The organism is Agarivorans sp. QJM3NY_33, assembly GCF_050870865.2.
Lineage (GTDB): Bacteria > Pseudomonadota > Gammaproteobacteria > Enterobacterales > Celerinatantimonadaceae > Agarivorans.
In genome coordinates this window covers 1,128,539-1,151,571 of the sequence record NZ_CP194039.2, presented here as the reverse complement: position 1 = coordinate 1,151,571, position 23,033 = coordinate 1,128,539, and the positions used below count along the sequence as shown (strand labels likewise).

Genomic DNA, 23,033 nt, shown 5'->3' with positions numbered 1-23,033 from the left:
AAAATTCGTGGCAACGTAGTTATAATCGGGTAGCCGGAGGTATCTAACCTCCAGCCCCCACAACACCCTGCATGCGGCTCCGCACAGGGCGTTTCCTGAAAACGGTTAAAATACAACGGCCGATTAGCTCCTTTGCATTCCAATGATGGCTTCTGTTTTTTGCGCCATGACTCCTCAGTCCGGTCGGATACGGAGACAATGAGCTGCACAGGCTCCTCATTGATTTTCAGGTTCAGGCCTTCACCATGTCCCAACCATTACGATGGGCGTTGGGCTACTATGCCGTCTGCTGACTTCTGCTTAATCACCGTTTGAGTTACCCCAAATAGCGCTATCGTTGTTCATCGTATTTGCTCACTTAAGTTGATGAGACTTAAGTGCCAGGCCTGTTTGAGCTAGCGGCCAAGCTAGCGAGTTTAACGATCGCCTGTTAAGCAGATCTCCCCAGATAAGAACATGCACTGTCTCTGCACTGCTGCATCATTTACGGTGGCCGTTAGATCACATGGCTTCGTTGTCTTGTGCCAACTCGCCTCCAGCCTACGCCTCATATGATGTTCTTGTTCATCAGCTCGCAGATTTGCGTCCGGCTTCCTTCAGACATTCCCTCGCGGCAATGCCCTTGCCATTCGCTAGTAGTTAGCGTTTAATAATCAGAATGTTATTAAACGGTGACCTTCCTACAGAGGACTTTCACCTCATTAGTTCATGCCCATGCTGGGCGTACACAAACGCTTCAACTTGACTACCAACCCAAGGCATTTTTGGTCTGGTTTGGCTTATGCGATTAAAGTGGCCCGTTTGAGTGCGGAGCAATTGGCAGCAAATTAAGCGGGCGTTATACCTAAATGCATAGAGGTTATTTCTACGAATGAAACTGTTATTTAAATTTGGTATGAAAGAACATATGAAAGCTCTGATAGAAGAGGGACAACTTTATATGGGAACTTTTAAATCATATCGAAATAATGACAATTTCGAAATTGGAGATAAAAATGAAGGTGCTCATCGCATTATTAACTCCACAAATGTATCTTTTAACAATGTTGAAAAAAATACTGGAAAACTCTCATTTTTAGGTGAATTACAGGACGTAACGGTAAGAGAATTTAATGAACATTTTGAGAATTCACGTGTTTATTGTATGTATCGTGTCGAAACCGAATTAAATGACTTAACAAACCTCTCTTCATTATTAGATGTTAAATTACTTAAACGCTTTGGTTACGATTCGATTGTAATGATTGCAAATGTTGGAGAGTTCTATTCTCGAATAGATAATTTTATGTCGAATAAAGGTTTCATATACAGACGTGATTTAGTGGCTTACAAAGATTTGAATAATGGAGGTGAAGAATTAAATCCATTTATTAAAGATATTCGATTTAAACATCAATCTGAGTACAGGCTTTGTATTCAAAAGGTTAAAGGTAAAGAACCTATAAAATTAAGTCTTGGCAATTTAGACGATATCAGCCTGATTTTTGATATACAAAATGTTAATAAAATAGTACTTTCTCTTAATGAGGCTGATTTTAAATAGGTATAACAAACGACTATGGTGTCAATAAGTTAGATTAAATTATTTTTGCATCCCATAAGGCGCCATCTCGTAGCATTGAGTTTAGGATGGTTACCATCTTTCTTACGCATGCAATGATGGCTACTTTTTTAGGTTTCCCTTCAGCTAAAAGCCTCTGATATGTGCTCTTAAAAATGGGGTTACATTGGATGGCTGACATCATGGCCATGTATAAAACGGTTCTTACTTGAGCTCGTCCCCCTTGAATTTTTCTGAGCCCTTTATAGCGGCCACTTTCTCGATTCATTGGGGCCACTCCGACGAGAGATGAGGCTTGTTTATTGGTTATTAACCCTAACTCTGGAAGGTTACTAATGATAGACGCCGCTGCAATTTTCCCTATTCCTGGCATGCTTTGTAATATCTCATTCTTGGCTTGATACTCAGGGTTACTTTCAATTAGCTTGATAATCTTGCTTTCAATTTTCTCTATCTGATTTTTAAACGCAGTTAAAATAGGTTTAATCGTCAGAATGAGTTGCGAGGGCATAATTTTCATGCGATTTTTTTCCATTGTTTGCATCGAAAGAAGCTGGTTTCTTCGGATGACTAAATCTGCCATGAGTCGCATAGAATCTGGCTTTAGTGTCGTTAAATTGGGCTTTATAGCTTCGGCGTAGTGCGCGATAAGTTTTGCGTCAAGTTTGTCTGTTTTAGCCCTCTGCCCGATAGCGCCTGCAAAACGTCTTACATGAACAGGGTTGGCTATTACATAAGGTAGTTTGGCATTGTGACAAGCTATAATAAAAGGCATTTCTAATCGACCTGTAGCTTCAATCACGACTCGTAATGGCGTGTGTTTTTGAATGATTTTTATTGCTTGCTTGATACCTTTATCATCGTTGGAGACAGTGAAGAAAATGTCGAGGGGTCTAATATAAACATCAAGTTGTTCTTTACCGGTATCGACACCGACGTTAATACATTTATTTGTTACTGTATTCATAATAAGCTGACTCTATATTGCGTAATACGGGTTCTAGACCCTGTAGACTATTCGAGTGTGGTGCTTGGAGTTCCACTTAATGCTCACGTTTGTTATCGGCCTTTGAAAGGAGCCTTAAGAATATCGAGCTATTAAATAGAAGCTTAAGTTGCTGCTTAAGCCTGAGTCTCACTTTACTCATATTTCTTAATAATTATCCATACAAATAAGAATAGGTGTCGCGTAGCCGCCACCTTATTCGGGTGTTGAACAAGCCCGATGCTCCCTTCTATAGTAAATAACGGTATTGATGTTGGCGGGGCCAAGGCCTTGTTACTTTTTACAAGGCGAGTTTGGCTAAGACTGGGTGAATGGCGTTAAGCCTTTGCCTGTCATACATGGTGCTAAGCTGTTATTTTTTGTATGTATTCATCCTCATGTTAAGCCCTGCCATTCTCCTTATCCTGTTCGCCTTTCGGCTAGCTCGTTCGACTCACGCCTGTGCAGTGCATGGGGTGCTGGCAGCAAGGGCATGGCCGGGTCGCGCTGTGCTTGTCGGTTTGGAGCGCGGCGAGGTTCACGCGTTGCGGCACTCGCAGGAGTAACTGAATGCGCCGCAATATGTGTTTGGCGTTGCCCCGTAAAAAACCATAATCTCTCACCCGCTGTAATCCCTTGGGCAATACATGCGCCAAGATAAGCCTTAAGAACCTTAAGGTAGGCAAGGTGCGGATTTTGGTGGTGTGGCTTTGGCTATCTAGATACCTAAAACTCACTTGGTCATTATCGGTACTGATGATGTCGTTATCGGATAAGATCCCGCGATACAAGTAGCGAGATAAGTACTGTAGCGCGGGCAGCCCAAAACCTACGTTGCGACAATCGACCACCCATTTGGTGGGGATATGCGGGGGCAACTTGATGTTTGGGTGTTGATTGAGCGCATCTAGCATCCTCCCTCGCCATACCTTGGCCAGCGCAAAGGCGTTAAACAAGTACTTCTTGTTGCAGTGATGCCACTGCTGCTTCGCACGGTGATAGCGCCCACCGGCCACCAATACATGTAAGTGGGGATGCAGATTACGCAAATAATTATTGAGACACCCACTCTAACTCGTGGGACAAAATCACATAGACAGCCATGACCATCAGCTATTGAAATGTTCAAGTGGCTGCCTTGTTTTCAGTCCCTGGTTCTGAGTCAATAATGGTTACACGTTCCATATCGTAAAGGTCCTCACTAAAGCGGTTAATGAAGTGAGAAAAAGCGAACTCATGGCGTTGCCCCAGCATTTAAAAAGAGAGTGCCACCAAACACGGTATGGATGGTTAAAACGAAACAGCCACCTACATGGGACATTGAGAGAAAGAGTGAATACGCTGGCCAAAATGATGCAAAATACTGGCTTGAGCTGGATATTCAAAGAGCAAGCAAGGGCCATTTGGTATGGCCATGCAGGTAAGGCCAAAGCAGCTTGGAATGATTGGTTGGCACTCATAAAGGTCAGTCAAATCAGGCCGATGATGACAGCAGCAGAAACCGTGAAAACGAACTTAAAGGACATCATCAATGCGATGCGTTATAAGGTATCAAATGGCTTAGCGGAAGCGATAAATGGAAACATTCAGCGCCTAAAAATACGTTCGATGGGTTTTAGAAATAAAGAACGCTTTAAACGAGCTATTTTATTTCACTTTGGAGGGCTTGATATGACTTTCCACCAAGAACGGTGAAGAGCCATATTTATACAGTTAATTTGGTTCCCATCTTTCTGCAAATACATGACCATCTTTCACGCATGGTCAAAATGATGATTGACTGGTATGCTGTTGATAAATTTAAATATTAAAGGATATGTGAATTTCTGTGGTGCGTGATAGGTGGTAACTTCGCATGCGTGAAAGATGGGAATTTGCATATTAATATACTGTTAAATTGCAATGGAGTATTATGAATTCTGTATTAATAACAGGTGCAAATAGAGGGTTAGGTTTAGCATTAGCACAACAATTTTCTGCCTGTGGTTATGAATTGTATTTAGTAGTACGTACTGAATCTTCAAAAATTGATTTACTTAAAGAGTTACCTAACGCAAATGTTTTAATTTGCGACGTGACCACTAATAAATATGAAGTGTTATTAAATGAGTGGTTAAGCGATATATCCTTAGATGTTATTATCAACAATGCTGGTTCGGGTACAAAAGCCCCAACGCTAGAATCTACGAAATCTGAGTTTTTGCGTAAAGAATTTGAAACTAATTGTATAGGTGTCTTAGCGACAGTTAAGGGGGCTTTAGTTGCTTTAAAAAGAAAGCATAATTCCCTTGTAATCAATATCAGTTCTCGTAGAGGCTCATTAACTATGCAGTCTGAATTAGCAGCTAAAGGTTCAGGATGCTCATATTCTTATCGCATAAGTAAAGCCGCACAGAATATGCTTACACTTTGCCTTGCTGATGATCTAGAAGATTTGAATATTCGAGTTGTTGCGATACACCCGGGACGACTATTAACCAAAATGGCTTCAACTGATGCTGACATGACACCAGAATTATCAGCAAAAAAATTACTGGCGATGGTGAAATGCAACAAACTAAAAACACGAGACTATATAAGTTTGGATACAGGTGAGCTACCTTGGTAAGCAATTTAATCGGGTAGCCGGAGGTATCTAACCTCCAGCCCCCACAACACCCTGCATGCGGCTCCGCACAGGGCGTTTCCTGAAAACGGTTAAAATACAACGGCCGATTAGCTCCTTTGCATTCCAATGATGGCTTCTGTTTTTTTGCGCCATGACTCCTCAGTCCGGTCGGATACGGAGACAATGAGCTGCACAGGCTCCTCATTGATTTTCAGGTTCAGGCCTTCACCATGTCCCAACCATTACACAATAGAACGGCATTGGGACTTTTTATCTGAAAAAAAAAGCCGTCTGCTTAAATCGCCATGGCGTGAGTTAAACGATCAGCTTGTTAAGCAGATCTCCCCACTCTTTGTTTATAAGAAGTAGAACATGCACTTTCTCTTTTCTCTGCACTGCTGCATCATTTACGGTGGCCGTTAGATCACATGGCTTCGTTGTCTTGTGCCAACTCGCCTCCAGCCTACGCCTCATATGATGTTTTTGTTCATCAGCTCGCCCTCTCTTTAGATAAAAAGGCGTCCGGCTTCCTTCAGACATTCCCTCACGGTAACGCCCTTGCCATTTGCTAGTAAGTTCATGCCCATGGGCGTACACAAACATAGGCAGCATCGCCCTACGGGCTGGATGCGCTAACGCGCGCCGCTGCTTTCGGCGTTATCTCCGTCTCAGCCATACTGAATCTAATCCAGCATACCTTTGAACAAACAATCAGCGTAACTCACTTTTGTCCAAAAGTGTGTTTGGCCGGCGGCAAACATACGAAATGCACTATGCCATACTATGGTTCCATTTTATGTCAAACTGTGGTTCAAATTTTGGATTTGCATTAGATGTAACGCAGGTCCTTATGTCACTTTATAGTTCCAGCGACACTAGAGTTTCTGGGTCATGGCAGTAAAATTAGTGAGGTATTAAGCAATGTTTCAACTCGACCACATGATTTTAACAACAATGATGAGTCGGCATCATACAACAAGCTTTAAATATCCAACGGCGGGCGTAACAGCACAAAATATGTAAATCATCAGCGATAATTGGCAAACTATTGAGGATTTACAATTGTTAGCGCATGTACTCGAGAACTCAGCATTGCGAAACAAGCGGCAACCCGATGCTATGGACGGTTTTACACCCGTGAGTAAAATATATGAAAAGAGTGCTTTGCGTATTGCGGACCATTTACCAACGATCAAACTGATGCAAATAATCGCTTTATTATTCAGGCAATTGTATGCCTTGGAGCAAACCGCGAGCGACATACTCTGCAATGGCTTGAAATTTATGGTTCAAGCTTTATGTCTTGAGAAAACCATCCGCAAAGCATATAAAAAGGCGCTTAAGCTAGCACGGGCTTAAGCGCTGGAAAACTATCTCAACTGGAGCCGCAGCATAACTAGACCATTGTTTTCGCCAGCCTCAGCAAGATAGAAACCTAAAAAGGATTACTTCGCGATAAACTAAAATGGAAAACTATTCAGCGACCTCACTATTTTCAGAAATTTCGTTATTTTCAGCCGTTTCATAATTTTCAACGACCGCCTTATCTTCAGATACTTGGAGATTGTCAGCAGGGGCATCATTTTCAGACGACTCGATATCTTTAGGCATCGCCTGATTCACAACGACGTCGCTATTTTCAGACACTTCGCCATTTGCAGCTTGATCTGCTTCGGCCGACAATTGCAAGTTGTTCAATTCATTCTGGGTAGACTCAGCAGCTTGTTCTTGAGTCCCCACCAACTCTTGATTCGGATCTAAGCCCTTATATATAGCAAAACTGGCTACCAGCACGGCTAAGACGAGAAAGCCATATTTTAATTTCATGATAAAACTCCGTAAATAATATGCCCATCAACATAGGCGTAGCGTCTTGACCTTAAAAAAGGCGCTTAAGCGAGCACAGGCTTAAGCGCTGGAAACTACCTTAGATGAAGCGGCATCATCACTAGACCAAATGTATCTACCGCCGTAAGTCCAGATAGCAACCCAAAAGGATTACTTCGCGATAACTAGAGCAGAAGTTATTCAGACACCTCACTATTTTCAGCCTTTGCTGGATCAGTAGATAAATCTAGGTTATTAAACTCAGTTTGGCTTAATACCCCATCTTTATCGGTATCTAAACTCGCCCAAACTTCAGCTAAAATAGGCAAATCAGCCGCTTCTTCTTGACTCACAACCATGTCTTGGTTGGTATCTAAGCCTTTAAAAATATCATCATTGGCAGACGCCAAACTCGCAACAAACACGGCTAGTACTGGAAAAGTATATTTTAATTTCATGATATAACTCCTGTGATAATGAACACTCTTAAAATATGCTGCTCTAACAAAGCAGCGAGGCAACAAGCTAATAGCAAGGCTTAGGCCATAAGTTAAAAGCAATTAAATAACAATGACTTAACTATAAATTAGAGGTGTAAAGTAAGCGAAGGTGTTGTTGATTAACGACGCAATAAAATGCTATGAGTGACGACGCCTGTGCAGGCCTACCGCAAGGCTGTCGCCGATCGGCGTCAATAGCTTAGAACTCGACTTTCGAATATCAGCTTAATAAGCTTTAAAGGTGAATATCTCTGCCCATCCGAGGGGCAGATAAGCTTAAAGGAATGCTTAGCTCTTACTATTGAATCAAATAAACAGCACCAGCCGAGCTAATATCAGCGATGGGAAAGCAGAATCCTTGAGTGCGTAGCACCAGCTCAAAATACCCTCTAGAAAGGAGTCTGATTTTACTTCAAAGGGAAAGTGACGCTTGACGACTTACCTCTCGAAATAACATACAACTCAACACAATTTAGTCCTTTTTGCATCGAACAAAAGTGAATCCACAACTTGTCGTTACTCCTAACAACACCGCCTCATCGTCCACAAATAAGCAGATAATGCCTTATATTTTTCAGAATAAGCTCACAGGATAAGCCCCCCCCCTCATATCATTGACGCCACTCTTGATAAAACACCTCATATTCTGCCATGATTAAACTCAAGCTTGATCCTGAATGGTAAGAATATTAATGACGTTTCAGTTTGCTAAACAACCTATTGTAGATGCTACCAATCAAATCGTTGCTTACGAGCTATTGTTTCGCGGCGCAGACAGTATTCGTAACCAATCCGACCAAGTAGACAGAGCAACCGACCATATTATCAGTGGTAATTTTATCTTAGGGGTGCTGAATCAGTTGGGCAGTGAACATCGTAGTTTTATTAATTTTACCGAACAAGATTTACTCGAAGAAAAGGCAACCTTACTGCCAAAAAAAAGTGTCGTCATAGAGATTTTAGAACACTGTCAGCCCACCGAAGCCTTGTTAAAAGCCATCAAAAACCTGCGTGAATTAGGTTATACCATTGCCCTGGATGACTTTGAATTAAGTAGCCCTTGGCTCGAATACGTCCATTATGCAGATATAATTAAGGTGGATGTCCTCGTCGCCCCAGAGGAGGATGTAAAAGCCATTGCCACTCGATTTAAGCCACTTAACGTGACCCTATTAGCCGAAAAAGTCGAAACCGAATCACAATTTCATCGCTATTTAGAATATGGCTACCAGCTTTTTCAAGGGTTTCACTTTTATAAGCCGAGCATGTCGAAACTACGAGTGCTCACCCCCAGAAAACTCTACCTCTTGGAACTACTGAATAAAATTGGCCAAAGCAATGTGTCGGTGGAAGACATTAGCGATAATATCGCCAACGATGCGGCGTTAATGGCGATACTACTCAGCAAAGCCAACGACAACTGTCGTATGGTAAGCAAACCAATTCTCAGTATTAAGCATGCTGTGAGCTATGTGGGGATGGCTGAACTCAAAAAATTAATCCATATTGTGATCACCTCTGAACTGGCAGTGAATCGACCACAGATCCTCTATACAAATGCCTTAAAACGAGCTCAAACCTTAGCTTTCATGACAAAGCAGTATCCGCTAAGCTGTGATCCAGATATTGCATATAGTGTCGGTCTATTATCCCTGTTTGATGCCATCCTTGCGGTAGAGATGACAGCTATATGTCAACAGTTAAAACTGCCGGAAGATATTAGTCAGGCTCTCACCTCAAGAGTCGGTCGTTGGGGGCAAATGCTGCAACTGATCGATGCCATTGAACTTGGTCAATGGCAACGGCTCGAAACCAATGCCAAAGCCTTAAAAGTCAATGTAGATACATTACTTGAGTTTTATAATCTCTTGTAAAATAAATTATTTATTAAGAACAGCTGCTCTTTGGTGATGCTTTGCGGCTATTGATGCTTGATTCAAGCCAGACCCGTCATATGCAAGATTGCCTTCGGCTAAAATTATAAAACACCAAGCTCCACGCTTCCTGTCACAATGACAACGCTTATGGCACTGGAGAGCATAGCTCAGCTGCGCCTGGAATAAACAATCCAAACCACCGCTATACTGAAATATAGTGAATAGTTCTTGCTTAACTGCCGCAAATATTAGAACAATAACCACCTTAGCGTTTTGTAAACCAATGGAGTGATTTTTGAGTCGAGTAAAAAAACTGAGTATATGGCAACGTTTAAGGCGTGACTTACTGATGGTAAAAGAAGCCTTAGCTCAAGAAAAACAAGAAACCAAAGAAATGCTAAGTACTTATCGACGTTACACCCAGAAGCAGGCCAGTGCCGAAGAGTTACGCAAGGCGAATAAACAATTTGCCGATGTACTCAAGAGCTTAGGATTAAGTATGTTTGCCGTTTTACCTTTCGCGCCCATTACCATTCCCCTGATCGTCAAGTTAGGGAAGATATTAGGTGTGGATGTATTACCAAGCTCCTTCAATGCCACACCGGACGAGCTCAAGCAACAACGTAAGCATCGCTAGTCAAGCTATAACGGGTGGCTAAGCCACTAAAACATTAGTTTCCAACTCCCGCCTCGCCATAGGCCCTTTTACTGCAAAAAATGACACTATAGGCGCTCAGCGGTTTATACTATACTGCTGCTTTATTAATCATAATTGTTCCAATGACAGAAAATAGCTTAACGATTCGAGCCTATAGCAAGCAACGTTGCAGTCACTGGCATCACCATCATCAGTTGGTGTTACCGATCCAAGGCGCGATCCATATCGCATTGGCTGATTATCAAGGCAGAGTGGCTGTAGGTGAGTGTGTGGTGGTCCCCTCACGACAGCGACATCATTTCCATGCCGATGAAGCAGCCCGTTTTGTGGTCGCAGATATGCAGGACTTACCTGCTAATTTGGCACCAACAAAGGCCATGATTTTCTCGGTGGCGCCACCGCTACTCAGCTACCTTTCCTTCATCGAAACTCAGTTAGAATACCAACTCCAACCGGAGATAGAGAAGTCTATCTTCCAGCTGTTCTACACTCTGTTAAAGCAGCAAGGAGAATACCAAGCGATGGATCCTCGGATCCGGCGAATTCAGGCCTTTATCCACGAACATCTGAATATTGATCTAAGCATCAATCAGCTCGCCGAGCGAGCATGCCTCAGCCCGACTCAATTTAAGAAATTATTCAAAACTGCGCTAGGGCTAAGCGTCCATCAATTTATTACTCAACAACGTATGGAGAAAGCCAAAGCGCTGCTTACTCATACCGACTTGCCAGTACAATTAGTTGCCGAACGTGTCGGTTACAAGGACCTATCGGCCTTTAGCCGTCGATTTTCCATCCACTTTGGGCTCTCTCCTCGAGAGTGTACTCGCTAGCGATTAAAAAACGCCTATCGAAACAAAGATTGCGTCCGTTTAGCAAACTAATTCTATTTCATTCTGTTTATCCTAAAGCCAACATGCCGTGCAGCTAGTCAAGCGATTAACGGCCACAAGCAAGGATCGTCAAGCAGATGAAATTCACCACCAACAATCACTCAACTCAACAACAAGCCAGTCTTGCAATACTATTTGCCTCATTGTTATGGGGTACCACTGGCACTGCTGCAAGCTTTGCCCCAGAAGTAGACCCTCTAGCCATCGGCGCATTTGCCATGGGTTTTGGTGGGCTAATGCAAGCGATAATAGCAAGGCATCGACTCAAATCTGACCTTCAACAACTACGAACATTGAAGAAAGAGCTCGTTCTCGGAGCCTTCGCTGTGGCACTCTATCCTTTGGCTTTCTATAGCTCAATGCGACTCGCAGGTGTCGCAATTGGAACGGTGATTTCGATCGCGACCGCCCCCTTTGCAACGGTATTATTGGAATGTCTATTAAGCAAAAAAAATAATATCACCAAACAGTGGTTATTCAGCTTCTCTTTAGGTGCTTTAGGAATTGCACTATTGACCTATGCCGCATCATCCAGCACAGAGTTTAAACAAGCCAACACCGCTAAATTACTCGGGATCTTACTCGGCTTACTCGCGGGCTTAAGCTACGCTATCTACGCTTGGCTTGCCAAATCTCTGATCGATAAGGGTGTCCAGTCAGAATCTGCAATCGGTAGCTTATTTGGACTCGCATCTCTGTTGTTGCTGCCCTCACTACTGGTCACTGGAGAACAGTTATTCTCCAGCATACAAAATACCGCTCTGGCCTGTTATATGGCATTGGTCCCAATGTTTCTTGGCTATCTCGCCTTTGGTTTCGGGCTGCGAACTCTGCATGCCAGCCGAGCGACTCTGTTAACTCTATTCGAACCCGTGGTTGCAGCCGTTTTAGCGGTATTGGTTGTTGGAGAGCAGCTCTCGCTGAGTGCTTGGACAGGCATGTTATTGATTAGCGTTTGCTTAGTGATCCAGAGCCAAAGCAATGCACCCAACCGTGGCAATCAACAACCGTAAACCAATTAACCTCTCGAGAGGTCTAACAATTGCGCAATGCTTGCAGCGAACAAAAGACTCATCGCATTGAAAAATAGTGACCTTATCGTCCGATAAGGACATTGCTAGCATGATTAATTTAAGCAAATACGACTGTAGCGAGCTTGGTGCCAAAACAACCGAAGGTTGATTTATCATGCCATTCCCGTGAGTGACAGCCCCACATCAAGCGAGGCAAAAACCTATTCCCCCTGGTGACTTCTGCTAGCCGATAGTGGTCTCATAGAATCGGCGGAGGAGTCTACGCTTGGTTCAATTCAACCCATTGGGCTCGCCATTCAGGGGCTGGGAAATCTTCTGGCCAGTACTCCACTTGTTTCGCGACTAGCCCATCCTTAACGGTGTGAAAGGTAATCGCTCTGGCGTGTAACACCCCATCACTGATCGATACATCACTAACCACTTGATTGCCCTCGGCAAGCAATGAGTTCACTTGGAAGGTCCAGCGTCCCTCAGCCGGATATTGCTGATTAATTTCTGCAAAATTATTTCGCCCGACGATCCGCTCAGCGGATTGCGGCCAGAAACCTTCAAAATCCTCAGCCAGCCATGCCGCAGCAGCGTAAAAATCATTCGTTCTCATTGCCTCCCAAAATGACCGAACCACTTGTTTCGGCGCAACAAAATGATGCGTATGAGCCGATGTCATATCATTTTCTTCCTTCATTTATTTGTAAATAACTTTCCCACTCAAAGACCACGTAACATGCCAAGCCGAAAGCTTAAACCCGGCTGAAGCCTAACGCTCAGTGAATGCCAGTTTAATCCCCAATAAAGCAAAACTACCGGCAAAACAGCGCTGTATACATTTACTCAACTTTTGAGAATGAGAAATATACTGGCGAATACGGCTGGCCAACAAGCCATACAAGATAAACACAAACAAGGTGATCAGCATAAATATCGCGCCTAACCACAGCATTTGCGAGCTATCCACAGCATTGTTTGGCAAAAATTGAGGCAGGAATGCAACAAAGAAAATTGTGAGTTTGGGGTTTAAAATATTGATTAAAAAACCCTTCAGCGCCACCGCCATCATTCCCCGCTGAGCACTCGGTTGATGCAACGACAACGCCCCACTAGAGCGCCACATCAACCATGCCAAATAAAATAAATAAACTAGTCCAACATATTTCAGTACCTGAAATGCAAGTGCACTGCTATGCATAATCACTGACAAACCCAAGATGCTCGCCAACAAGGAAGGTACAATTCCCAAAGTACAACCCACTGCAGCAACGGCGCTCGCCCTCGCGCTAATAAACAAACCCGCAGAAATAGTATATAACACCCCTGTTCCAGGGATTAATACCACCACCAGCGAGGTAAGCAAAAACTCAATACTAATCATCTCTGCATTTTCCTTGAGAATAAACAATCAGCCTGCAAGTCATAGCAGCTTACAAGGATTAAGCGATCATGATGCGTATCGCTGGAATCACAAGCAACACTTTCAAGCGCTAAAACCAACATTCATCGTCGATGTTATACAATAACAAATCGCTTGCCAACTCAAAGATTCGGCCTCCAAATCACGCTAATGACAGGAAAATCCAAACAAAACTGAGTCCTAAAGATGTCATCGATAACGGCTTCATCAGCCAACTATTGTTAGCAATTATTATTGCGATCACAGTTAATAGATTGAATTGAAATATAATAAACCGATGTTTCTTAATTAAAGAATTACTGTTTTATTATAGGGATAGCATATGAAAAAACATCTTACACGAGGGCTAAGCATTGGCGTGATGCTGTATGCCTCATCAGCATTTTCCTTACCACTATACGATGTCGTCGTCGCCTTAGACGGCTCAGCCGATTTCCAGTCGGTGCAACAGGCTATCGATAGCGCTCCGTCCGATGGTTCACCGTATGTTATCTATATCCGCAACGGAAAGTATCAAGAAAAACTAGAAATAAAACGCGATAATATCTATCTCATAGGCGAAGATCGCGACAAGACCATCATTACCGCCACCACTGCCAATAGCATGTTAAAACCCAATGGGAAGAAGTTTGGCACCACTGGTAGCCGTACCGTCAACGTTGATGCAAAAGACTTTAGCGCCCGCTCTCTCACCATCGAAAACGGCTTTGATTTTCCTGCAAACCAAGCCAAAAGCGCCGATGACCCAACTCGCCAACGCGGAACCCAAGCTGTGGCTCTATATGTGGGTAAAAAGGGCGAGCGAGTACAGTTTAAAGATGTGAATCTGCGCAGCTATCAAGACACCCTTTATCTACGTGGCGGACACAGTTATTTCGACCAATCCCAAATTAGCGGTACTGTTGATTTTATCTTCGGTCACGGCACCGGATTATTTGAAAACAGCAATATTGTTGCGCGCAATCGCAACGATGTGAAAACTGGTAATGCCTATGGTTATATGACAGCGCCTGCCACCAATATTGACCACGAATATGGCTTAGTCTTTAAAAATTGTCATTTGAGCAAAGAAGCTGGGGTGCCCGCCAACAGTTATGGCTTAGGTCGCCCTTGGCATCCCACTACTAGATTTACTGACGGGCGCTATGCTGATCCCGATGCGATTGGCCACAGCGCTTATCTCAACTGCGAAATGGACGACCATATCTACGGCTGGGATAAAATGAGTGGTAAAGATATCAACAAGAATAAGATCTGGTTCCATCCTGAAGACTCACGTTTTTGGGAGTACGCCTCACGCGGTGCAGGTGCCAAAACCAATCTAGAAAAACGCCCACAGCTGAGCCAGCAGCAGGCTTCAAAATACACCACGAGTAACATCTTAGCGGGTTGGCAACCCAGCATAAGTTTAGGCGATAACAGCCTGCTCAAGGGCGAAGTCTTACATCGTAGCATGCAATTTCCAGCCAGTATTTTGGTCAAAGACAGCTTAGGTAAGACACTCACCAGCAACACCGATGCTCAGGGTCGCTACCAACTGTCGATTACCGGTATGACCCCACCACTGCTGGTATCAGCCAATGACAATAGTGGTGAGTCTTGCTTGCGCAGCGAAACCCAACGCTCGCTCTGCGCCAGTGCGCTAGTGGTTGAGGTGAATAATCAAGGGGAAACCTTAGGCAATGTAAATCCATTTTCGGACTTAATCGTTTCCAGCCTTGCCAAGACAGAAGGGATCAACGGCCCGCAACTTTTAGTCAGCGCCGACAAGCTCCCCGCTTTCTCCCACAAAGCCTGGCAGACCGCCACTAAAAATTTCCAACAAACCTTTGCTGAACTTGCCGCGCAACAGGGTATCAGTCAGTCTTTCGACCCAGTGAGCTACGATGCCAAGTTACACCCTCTCATGACAAGCATCAGCCAGCAAGTGGTGCATAATCGCGCCTATAAAACCTCGACCGGTTTGGCGGCTCAAACTACGCTCACCGACTTAAGCTTTAAACCGATCATCAATTTAGCCAGCATCCCAGAATATACCATCGATGGGATCCAGTTAGCCGAAAGCCAACAAGCGTTAAAATCAGCCGCAACGCGTTTATTTATTGTTGGTGATTCAACTGCTTCTAACTACGAAGCCGATGTTTATCCGCGCATGGGCTGGGGCCAGGCTTTAGACCAATTGCTCGCTGACAATCCTAAACTGATGGTGGTGAATGCAGCACGTTCCGGACGCAGTTCGCGTGATTATATTAATGGACGTTGGTTTAGCGAAATGGGCTCCTTAGTGCAAGCCGGCGATTACCTATTCATCCAATTTAGTCATAACGATGAAAAATGTAATGGCGCGAAGAAAAAACGCGGCCCAATTGATGTCGCCAACCTATGTACTTACCCCAATACACCAGAAGGTCAACCGCAGTTCCCACAAGGTAAGTCAGAATACTCTTTCCAACATTCTTTAGAGCGCTACCTGGCTTTTGCCAAAGAGAAACAATTACACCCGGTGCTACTCACCTCGGTGCCTCGCGCCAAGACCGCCAAAAAGAAACTTGGTGTGCCGCTTAATCCTGTTCAGCATGTCACCAAGAAACGTTCTGACGGTGGCTACCAATTCTATGGCAGCTACACCCAAACCGTGAAAGACACAGCTAAAGCAAATCACGTCCCTTTACTCGATATGCAAAGTAAGGTGATTGCAGCCGCTAACCAAAAAGGTGAAGACGTATGGAAAACCTATTGGTTAGCCGTTGACCCCGCCGAGTATCCTTTCTATAAAAACCGGACTGGGCGCTTGGATAAGCCCGATACGACTCACTTCCAACAAACCGGAGCCGAAGTGGTCGCCAAGTTAGTGCTGAAAGAAATCAAGTCCAACCGAGACTTAAGCGCTCTGGCCGAAAAACTGTAAACTCACCACGAGTCTCGAGCCTCTCCCACCCATTGGTAGGAGGGGCTTTTTTTTGCGCTTGAGATGCGCCCCCAATCGCTACAGCAAAAGTTGAACTGCGAATGAATATTGGCCAGCACCCAAGCAGCAAAATTTGTACTTTATTTTTCTGAGCAGTAGACTACGATACAAACTTAAGTTTGCAAAACGGACATTTGTTTGTGACAAATAGAGAGCAACAAATTCTCACGATACTGCGCGATAACCCAATGATCGCCCAGCAAGAACTGGCCAGCCAACTGGGCATTAGCCGCAGTGCGGTGGCCGGTCATATCATGAATTTAACCAATAAAGGTCTGATTAAAGGCAAGGGATATATTATTGCCTCCCAACGTAGTGCGGTGGTGATTGGCGGCGCCAATATGGATTTATGCGGCAAAGCCAGCGGCACTTTAATTGCTGGCGATTCCAACCTAGGCACCCTGCACAATAGCCCCGGCGGCGTAGCCCGTAATATCGCCGATAACCTTGCGCGACTGGGCAGTAAAGTAGACTTAGTTTCCAATATCGGTAAAGACCAATGGGGAGAGCAACTGATTGCAGCCTGCCAAGAAGCCGGTATTGGCGTGAGCCACTTATTACGTAGTCAAACCAGTCATACCGCCACTTACCTTTCAATCCATGATGCCTCGGGTGAGATGCAACTGGCACTCAACGACATGCGGATCTTAGAAGAACTAGATTCAAGTCAGTTAGTGAAACACAAGTCATTGCTAAGTTATGCAGACCTTCTGATCCTCGATGCCAACCTATCCGAAGATGCGCTGGCCTACTTATTTGATTGTATTGAAACACCATCAATCTTCGTTGATCCAGTGTCCACTAATAAGGCCCATAAACTAAGGCCTTATCTGGGACAAATAGAGCTGCTAAAACCAAATTTAATCGAAGCCGAGCTGCTCAGCGGCGTCACCATTAATAGTGACGATGATTTGCCACGGGTTTGCGAAGCCTTACATCAGGCTGGTGTGAACAAACTGCTACTGAGTCTAGGGGCGCGCGGGATCTACGCCAGTGATCAGCAGCAAGTGATCCGCTTAAGCAATGTAAACCCGCAAGTCATCAATGTCACCGGTGCCGGAGATGCGATGATGGCAGGCATGAGCCACGCAAGCTTACAAAACTGGTCCTGGCAAGACAGTGTCGAATTTGCCTTCGCCTGCGCGCAAATTGCCACCCAATCCGAACACACGATCAATCCACTTATTTCTGAACGAGCGGTACGCCGCCATATGGAGAGTCACCATGCTTAATTCTTTTCTCGACATTCATCCCGAAGTCGCCGCAGCCCTCGCAGCCAACCAAGCAGTTGTCGCGCTGGAATCAACCATTATTTCTCATGGTATGCCTTACCCGAAAAATGTTGAAACGGCCCTGCAGGTTTCGGCGACCGTGCGCGAAGAAGGCGCAATTCCAGCGACCATCGCGATTATTAATGGACGACTCAAAGTTGGTTTAGAAAAGGACGAAATTGAACTACTAGGTAAAGCCGGACTGTCGGTCACTAAAGTCAGCCGTCGTGACATTCCCTTTGTGGTTGCAGCGGGTCAACATGGCGCAACCACAGTAGCGGCAACCATGATCTTAGCCGCCATGGCTGGTGTGAAAATCTTTGCCACTGGCGGAATTGGTGGGGTGCATCGCGGTGCTCAACAAAGTTTCGATATTTCTGCGGATTTAGAAGAGTTATCGCAAACCAATGTCGCGGTGGTTTGCGCCGGTGCCAAATCGATTCTCGACCTAGGCTTAACCTTAGAGTATTTAGAAACCAATGGTGTTCCGGTCATCGGCTACCAAACCGACAGCCTCCCCGCCTTCTACACTCGTGAAAGCGACTTTAAAGTAGATTATCGCTTAGATTCAGCCCAGCAAATAGCTGACGTTTTAAAAGCTAAACAACAGTTAGCATTGCAAGGTGGGGCGGTCATTGCCAACCCCATTCCAGAGCAATATGCAATGCCTAAGGCCAGCATTGATGCTGCCATTGAGCAAGCCTTACAAGAAGCCGAACAGCAAGGGATTAGTGGTAAGCAATCAACCCCCTTCCTACTGGCCCGCGTGTGTGAGCTGACAGGTGGGGATAGCTTAGAGAGTAATATTCAGCTGGTGCTGAACAATGCACGCCTTGGCGCGGCGATTGCCATCGCCTACTGCGCCTAAGTCATATACAGCTAAGCAAGTAATCGACAGATTACTTGCCTGTTTAAAATCGGTAGCTTAAACATTTCGAACTAAGCTACCGTTTGATAACAGTCCTTCAACTAATAAATATCGTAACGTAAATCGATACCAATGGTTCGACCAACATTAGCCTGAGCATAATTTGAGCTACCACTGCTATAGGCATAAGTTCGGTAACGACGGTTAAATACATTATTGGCATACACCGAAAGATTAAACTTGTCATTTGCCTGCCATCCAAGCCGAAGATCAGTGAGTGCATAGCTGGCTTGTCGAAGCTGGTTATCACCATCAAAATAATGCGGCCCTACAACATTCAAAGCCACGCGAGGCGTCAACATGCCATAGGCCCCATCAATGGCTCCATTCAAACTCGTCGACCCGCTAAACTCAGGAACAAAAGGCACCTTGTTTCCAGCATATAAAAGACTGTCATCGGTAAATTCAGCATGTACTGCAGTCCCATCAATATCCCAAGTCCAAATAGGGTTAAATTGCCAACTAGAGCTCAATTCGATCCCCGTCGCATCTGCTGTTCCCGCATTCGATAGTGTTTGCCCACCCAAAGGACCAAAATACAACTGCATATCTTTGGTATGGGTATGAAAAATTGCACTCTGAATTTGCAGCGGCCCCGCCTGATAACGTGAACCCAGCTCATAGTTGATAGACGTTTCTTGCTCATATGGCTCCGCTGATGAGCTCGCGGTAGGAATAATATTGAATCCCGCCGCTTTGTAGCCTTGGGCTATTCTTGAATATAAGTACCATGCTTGATTGAGCTGATAGCCAGAGGATAACTGCCCAAGTAAGTGATTATCTTGCAAACTATTTTGAGCATTATAAGGGGTCCCCATTTGCGAAATAGCATAACTAGTTTTAGCCCGCTCATGCGAGAAACGCAGACCACCTCCAAGATTAAATCGCTCACTAACATGCCATGTTAAATCACTGTAGGCAGCGATCGTTTGCATTGTGGTTTGAGCATCACTAGTTTGATAATTGGGACCTGATAACAAATCATAAGAAAGATTAAGTTGCTGTTTTGTATATTGACGATAGAGCCCGAAAACAGCGTCTATTGTACGTTTAGCTCCGCGGGTAGCGAGCCGAATTTCTTGTACATTTTGCTGCCAATCTTCAGGCATATTGGCAATTACCGAACCATTTGGGAAAAGCCGTTGATAATCTTGTTGTTGAAAAGCCGTAAGCATCATTAATTCCCAATCGGCCGCCGTATAAGTTCCAGCAAGCGATTGGCTATTGGAGCAACGTTTCAAATAGGGATCTGGCGATCCGTCAAGAAGACTTAAGGTTTTATTGTCAATATCATCGTAATCGATATAGGTATCTTGACTCGCTTCGGTACAACTATGACTGATCTTTAAATTGGCTTCCCAAGGATGGTCATCGGGCGCCAAACGAAATGCCATGCTGCCCAACTCACTTGCTGCCCCACCCAAGTCATCACTGCCGGTGGCAGGGTTAGTGAAGTCACCATTATCATCTTGTCTCGATAAAGTCACACTCGCATACAACAGGCCTTTTTGTATCGGCGCGCTTACGTGTATCTTGCCATGATTACTGTGACGGCTTGCCCAACCTCCAGCGACAAAAGCTTGGGTTCGATTGCCTGGTTTCGCTGTCACAATATTGATGATCCCACCCTGCGCACTTTGCCCATATAGCGTTCCCTGAGGACCACGTAACATTTCAACGCTTTGAACATTATTTAAAACTTGTAACATGTCGGTGGCGAGCAGTGGAACACCATCCACATAGATACTCACCGAAGGGTGATAAAAATCTTGCGCCGACGACACCCCCCGCAAAGAAACGATAGGAAACAATAAACTACCACTCTTTTCAATTTTCAAACCTGGTAATACTCGGCTTAAATCTTCAACCTGAGTGACTCTGGCATCTTCAAGCTGATATTTATCCACAACACTCGAAGACACATTAATTGATGATGCCGCGTGAGCGGATTGTTTACTCGCCGTCACGACCATGGTGCCTAAGGCCCCAGCCTCATCGGGACTTGGTTCCGCACCAACTACCGGAGCACTTAACGTACTGATAAAGACCAATAGATAAAAGCCATTAAGGTTCATGTTGTTTCCTTGTCATCCTTTAGTGTTGCAAATGATAATCATTTGCAACACTAAAGACTACCCGAAAAGGTTTTTCTTATGCCCGTTTCGGTATCCATAACATCTTTTAGAAACTACGTTTATAAGTTGAAGGGTTCACCCCAAATTGTTTATAGAAGGCGCTAGAGAAATGGCTCGCATTCACATAGCCAAGATCGGAAGCAACGGTTAAAACTTGTACATTCCCTGCTGACAAGCGCTTTTTTGCTTCTTTCATTCGTTCCACTTGAAATAATCCATAAACACTATTCTCGAATAGTAAGCGAAATCCACGTTTTATCTTCAGCACACTTAAACCCGTTTCGGAGGCCAAACTAGAAATACTAGGTGCCTTAGTTAAATCGGCGAGCAGCAACTCTTTTGCAACTTGTAGCTTTTGTTGCTCTTGTTGAGTCAGCTTGAAGCCCGTAACCGTTTGTTGCTGATACTGTTCCAACATCAAGCTAACAAAGATGATGCTATGTCCCAACAACCACAACGAAGATGCACTTCGCTGGCTTGGAGGGTATGCAGCCATTTTTAGTAATTTATGTTTTAATAAAGCTGCGGTGGTTTGAATTTCGCGATGATAAGGACTTTGTAGGAAACAACATTGAGCCTTCAACTGAGCTTGAATAACCGCCCCTGGATCAATCCCCCATTGCTCCAAAATACGTGGCTGCACTGCGACAACCAAACTCTCAAATTGCCCTTGATATAAGGCAGTGCCGTGGCAACCAGGGGTGAAGCTAATACAATTAGCCCCCTCAGAAACCTGATATCTTCGACGCGCCTTTTCATGCTTAAGAGAAAATTCTGACTGACCATTTAATGCACAAGTGAAATTTATCATCCCCAAATCATCGTAAGCCCTGAGTTTAAATGGCTCTACCAGCTGACTTTGCCAGATAAATAAATCAATGCCTGGTTGTAACTTGCAACGTAATAATCGGCATTGATTTTGTATTGAAGTATCTTGCATTGGTGTATCTAACAATAATTGGGTGAGCGAAATTTCCGCTTGAAGATTTAACGGTGAAACCATAAAAACGCATCCTTAACTAACATACATCCCTCGATGAATCACTGACTCAAGATGAGCAGTAAACCCTCAATTTAAGCGAGATGGGTTTCGCTCACCGCATTAAAAGGTCTGGCTAATAACAAACCACGTAATTTAAAAATTGCAAAGCCACTGGCTAAAATAGCTAAGCCATAATGAACCGCATAACCAAATTGAGAGATTAACCAGCCGCAAATGACCGCCATGAGGATCCCCACAACCATATCCATAGATTGGAATAGAGAAAAGTCGACTCCCGCCTGCTCACCGTATGACCAGTCCATCATTAAGGTATATAAAGCAACAAATTTAGCTGAACCAACAATTGCGTTCAGGGTAAATAGCACCACCAAGCCCTGGCTTTGAGTCAAAAACGTTGCGGCATAGAAGAAAAATCCAATGTACAACAATAATTCAAGGCATAAACATCCCAACAATAACTTACCAGCGCTGCTGTGCTTGATCAGCCAAGCACTCAAGCCAACACCAATAAATCCGGTCAAGGCACTACCTCCAGCCACCAGCAAACCTAAACTTTCAAGCTGGATCCCTTGGTCATATAAAAAAGGCATCATCATCGCTAACACACTTCGGGTTCCAAACTGACAAAGAAAAACCACGACTAAACCTTGTCGCACTTGGTGCTTGACCAAGGCATTTCTAAGCGAAGGTCGAGTCTTACTTTTAACAGCAGACACAACGACTTTGCTGGTGAATAATTTCAGCGAAGGTAAGGACATCAATCCAACCAATACTATCAACAACAGCAGTGCGGTTTTCCAATCAAAAATGCCATTCAAATAAATGAACACGCCCCCCCCAAAAATAGCCCCCAGATACCCTCCGCCCACTTGCATCACATTCCCAATGTGGCGCTGATGGGGCGCAAGCTGATCCACCGCTAAACCATCGGTCGTAATATCAGCAAAAGTCGACAACAAGGCTAATAAAAATATACCGGAAAACAACAACCAGAGCTGTGTAAGTGCTATTTTTGTCGCAAAGAACAGCAGCAACAAAATGATCAATAATTGAGCACCTAAAATTAGATACCCATGATGGCTAAAATTCGCACCTCGCTTACGTATTTCTTCCACTGTGGGCGACCAAATAAATTTTAACGCCCATGGCAACATCGCGATGTAAAACAGGCCAATATGGGAAGTCGATACACCTTCGGAGCGCAAGATGGCGGGAAGTCCCTGTAAGGTGAACATGCCAATAATGCTTTGGATGGTATACACCCCCGCCATAATGCTCAGCAGAGATCCCAAACCCAATTTCGAAGATAATGGTGTTGCCGTTTGCATCCGATAACCTCAATTAATGACTCAATATTTAGTAATGATTCGTACTTAT

The 23,033-nt window shown here is 44.3% G+C and carries 18 protein-coding genes and 1 pseudogene; 10 read left to right on the top strand and 9 right to left on the bottom strand.

The features are described from left to right. The first annotated feature begins 871 nt into the window (after positions 1-871). Positions 872-1,543 carry a hypothetical protein gene (locus tag ACRRSY_RS05155; RefSeq protein ID WP_432464476.1) on the top strand — a complete coding sequence of 224 codons (672 nt, stop codon included), beginning with the start codon at positions 872-874 and terminating at the stop codon, positions 1,541-1,543. 34 nt (positions 1,544-1,577) lie between these two features. Here the strand turns inward: ACRRSY_RS05155 and ACRRSY_RS05150 are convergent, their stop codons facing one another. Next, positions 1,578-2,528 (bottom strand): IS110 family transposase, encoded by a 951-nt coding sequence (locus ACRRSY_RS05150; RefSeq protein WP_432452353.1) that lies wholly within the window; start codon positions 2,526-2,528, stop codon positions 1,578-1,580. A gap of 458 nt (positions 2,529-2,986) precedes the next feature. After that, positions 2,987-3,592, bottom strand: a pseudogene (locus ACRRSY_RS05145) (IS91 family transposase); the annotation flags it as partial. A 190-nt stretch (positions 3,593-3,782) separates the two neighbouring features. Here ACRRSY_RS05145 and ACRRSY_RS05140 point away from each other — a divergent pair. Then, positions 3,783-4,241 (top strand): transposase, encoded by a 459-nt coding sequence (locus ACRRSY_RS05140; RefSeq protein ID WP_439033327.1) that lies wholly within the window; start codon positions 3,783-3,785, stop codon positions 4,239-4,241. A 217-nt stretch (positions 4,242-4,458) separates the two neighbouring features. Further along, positions 4,459-5,154 carry an SDR family NAD(P)-dependent oxidoreductase gene (locus ACRRSY_RS05135; protein ID WP_432463498.1) on the top strand — a complete coding sequence of 232 codons (696 nt, stop codon included), beginning with the start codon at positions 4,459-4,461 and terminating at the stop codon, positions 5,152-5,154. A 1,473-nt stretch (positions 5,155-6,627) separates the two neighbouring features. Here ACRRSY_RS05135 and ACRRSY_RS05130 read toward each other — a convergent pair. Next, complete coding sequence (locus ACRRSY_RS05130; RefSeq protein ID WP_432454228.1) at positions 6,628-6,981, bottom strand: hypothetical protein; 354 nt, start codon at positions 6,979-6,981, stop codon at positions 6,628-6,630. A gap of 197 nt (positions 6,982-7,178) precedes the next feature. After that, positions 7,179-7,439, bottom strand: a complete 261-nt coding sequence (locus tag ACRRSY_RS05125; protein WP_432454229.1) for a hypothetical protein — start codon at positions 7,437-7,439, stop codon at positions 7,179-7,181. 734 nt (positions 7,440-8,173) lie between these two features. Here ACRRSY_RS05125 and ACRRSY_RS05120 point away from each other — a divergent pair. From ACRRSY_RS05120 to ACRRSY_RS05105, 4 genes are all read left to right on the top strand, one after another. Further along, entirely contained in the window at positions 8,174-9,355 is a 1,182-nt protein-coding gene (locus tag ACRRSY_RS05120) for an EAL and HDOD domain-containing protein (protein ID WP_432464475.1), read from the top strand. 352 nt (positions 9,356-9,707) lie between these two features. Then, entirely contained in the window at positions 9,708-9,995 is a 288-nt protein-coding gene (locus ACRRSY_RS05115; RefSeq protein WP_432461096.1) for a hypothetical protein, read from the top strand. A 143-nt stretch (positions 9,996-10,138) separates the two neighbouring features. After that, the gene (locus ACRRSY_RS05110) at positions 10,139-10,849 is read left to right on the top strand and encodes a helix-turn-helix domain-containing protein (RefSeq protein WP_432464474.1); all 711 of its coding nucleotides are present in this window, start codon (positions 10,139-10,141) and stop codon (positions 10,847-10,849) included. Between the two features lie 137 nt (positions 10,850-10,986). After that, positions 10,987-11,922 carry a DMT family transporter gene (locus ACRRSY_RS05105; RefSeq protein ID WP_432464473.1) on the top strand — a complete coding sequence of 312 codons (936 nt, stop codon included), beginning with the start codon at positions 10,987-10,989 and terminating at the stop codon, positions 11,920-11,922. A gap of 280 nt (positions 11,923-12,202) precedes the next feature. Here ACRRSY_RS05105 and ACRRSY_RS05100 read toward each other — a convergent pair whose 3' ends face one another. Together ACRRSY_RS05100 and ACRRSY_RS05095 are read right to left on the bottom strand one after the other, a co-directional pair. Further along, the gene (locus ACRRSY_RS05100; protein ID WP_439033346.1) at positions 12,203-12,544 is read right to left on the bottom strand and encodes a nuclear transport factor 2 family protein; all 342 of its coding nucleotides are present in this window, start codon (positions 12,542-12,544) and stop codon (positions 12,203-12,205) included. Positions 12,545-12,700: 156 nt separating this feature from the next. Then, on the bottom strand, positions 12,701-13,312 hold the full coding sequence (locus tag ACRRSY_RS05095) for a LysE family translocator (protein WP_432454234.1): 612 nt from the start codon (positions 13,310-13,312) through the stop codon (positions 12,701-12,703). 361 nt (positions 13,313-13,673) lie between these two features. On the opposite strand from ACRRSY_RS05095, the gene ACRRSY_RS05090 reads away from it, so the two are divergent. The 3 genes from ACRRSY_RS05090 (at position 13,674) to ACRRSY_RS05080 (ending at position 18,458) form a co-directional block, all read left to right on the top strand. Beyond that, a complete protein-coding gene (locus ACRRSY_RS05090) occupies positions 13,674-16,259 on the top strand; it encodes a pectinesterase family protein (protein WP_432464471.1) in 2,586 nt (861 codons plus the stop codon). 200 nt (positions 16,260-16,459) lie between these two features. After that, a complete protein-coding gene (locus tag ACRRSY_RS05085; RefSeq protein WP_432454236.1) occupies positions 16,460-17,551 on the top strand; it encodes a PfkB family carbohydrate kinase in 1,092 nt (363 codons plus the stop codon). Further along, positions 17,544-18,458 (top strand): pseudouridine-5'-phosphate glycosidase, encoded by a 915-nt coding sequence (locus tag ACRRSY_RS05080; RefSeq protein ID WP_432454237.1) that lies wholly within the window; start codon positions 17,544-17,546, stop codon positions 18,456-18,458. The genes ACRRSY_RS05085 and ACRRSY_RS05080 overlap by 8 nt, the downstream gene beginning before the upstream one ends. A gap of 101 nt (positions 18,459-18,559) precedes the next feature. On the opposite strand, the gene ACRRSY_RS05075 is transcribed toward ACRRSY_RS05080, so the two are convergent. From ACRRSY_RS05075 to ACRRSY_RS05065, 3 genes are all read right to left on the bottom strand, one after another. Then, positions 18,560-20,593 (bottom strand): TonB-dependent siderophore receptor, encoded by a 2,034-nt coding sequence (locus tag ACRRSY_RS05075; RefSeq protein ID WP_432454238.1) that lies wholly within the window; start codon positions 20,591-20,593, stop codon positions 18,560-18,562. A 106-nt stretch (positions 20,594-20,699) separates the two neighbouring features. Next, positions 20,700-21,656 carry a helix-turn-helix domain-containing protein gene (locus ACRRSY_RS05070; protein ID WP_432454239.1) on the bottom strand — a complete coding sequence of 319 codons (957 nt, stop codon included), beginning with the start codon at positions 21,654-21,656 and terminating at the stop codon, positions 20,700-20,702. A gap of 71 nt (positions 21,657-21,727) precedes the next feature. Further along, positions 21,728-22,984, bottom strand: a complete 1,257-nt coding sequence (locus tag ACRRSY_RS05065) for an MFS transporter (protein ID WP_432461067.1) — start codon at positions 22,982-22,984, stop codon at positions 21,728-21,730. Positions 22,985-23,033 lie beyond the last annotated feature (49 nt).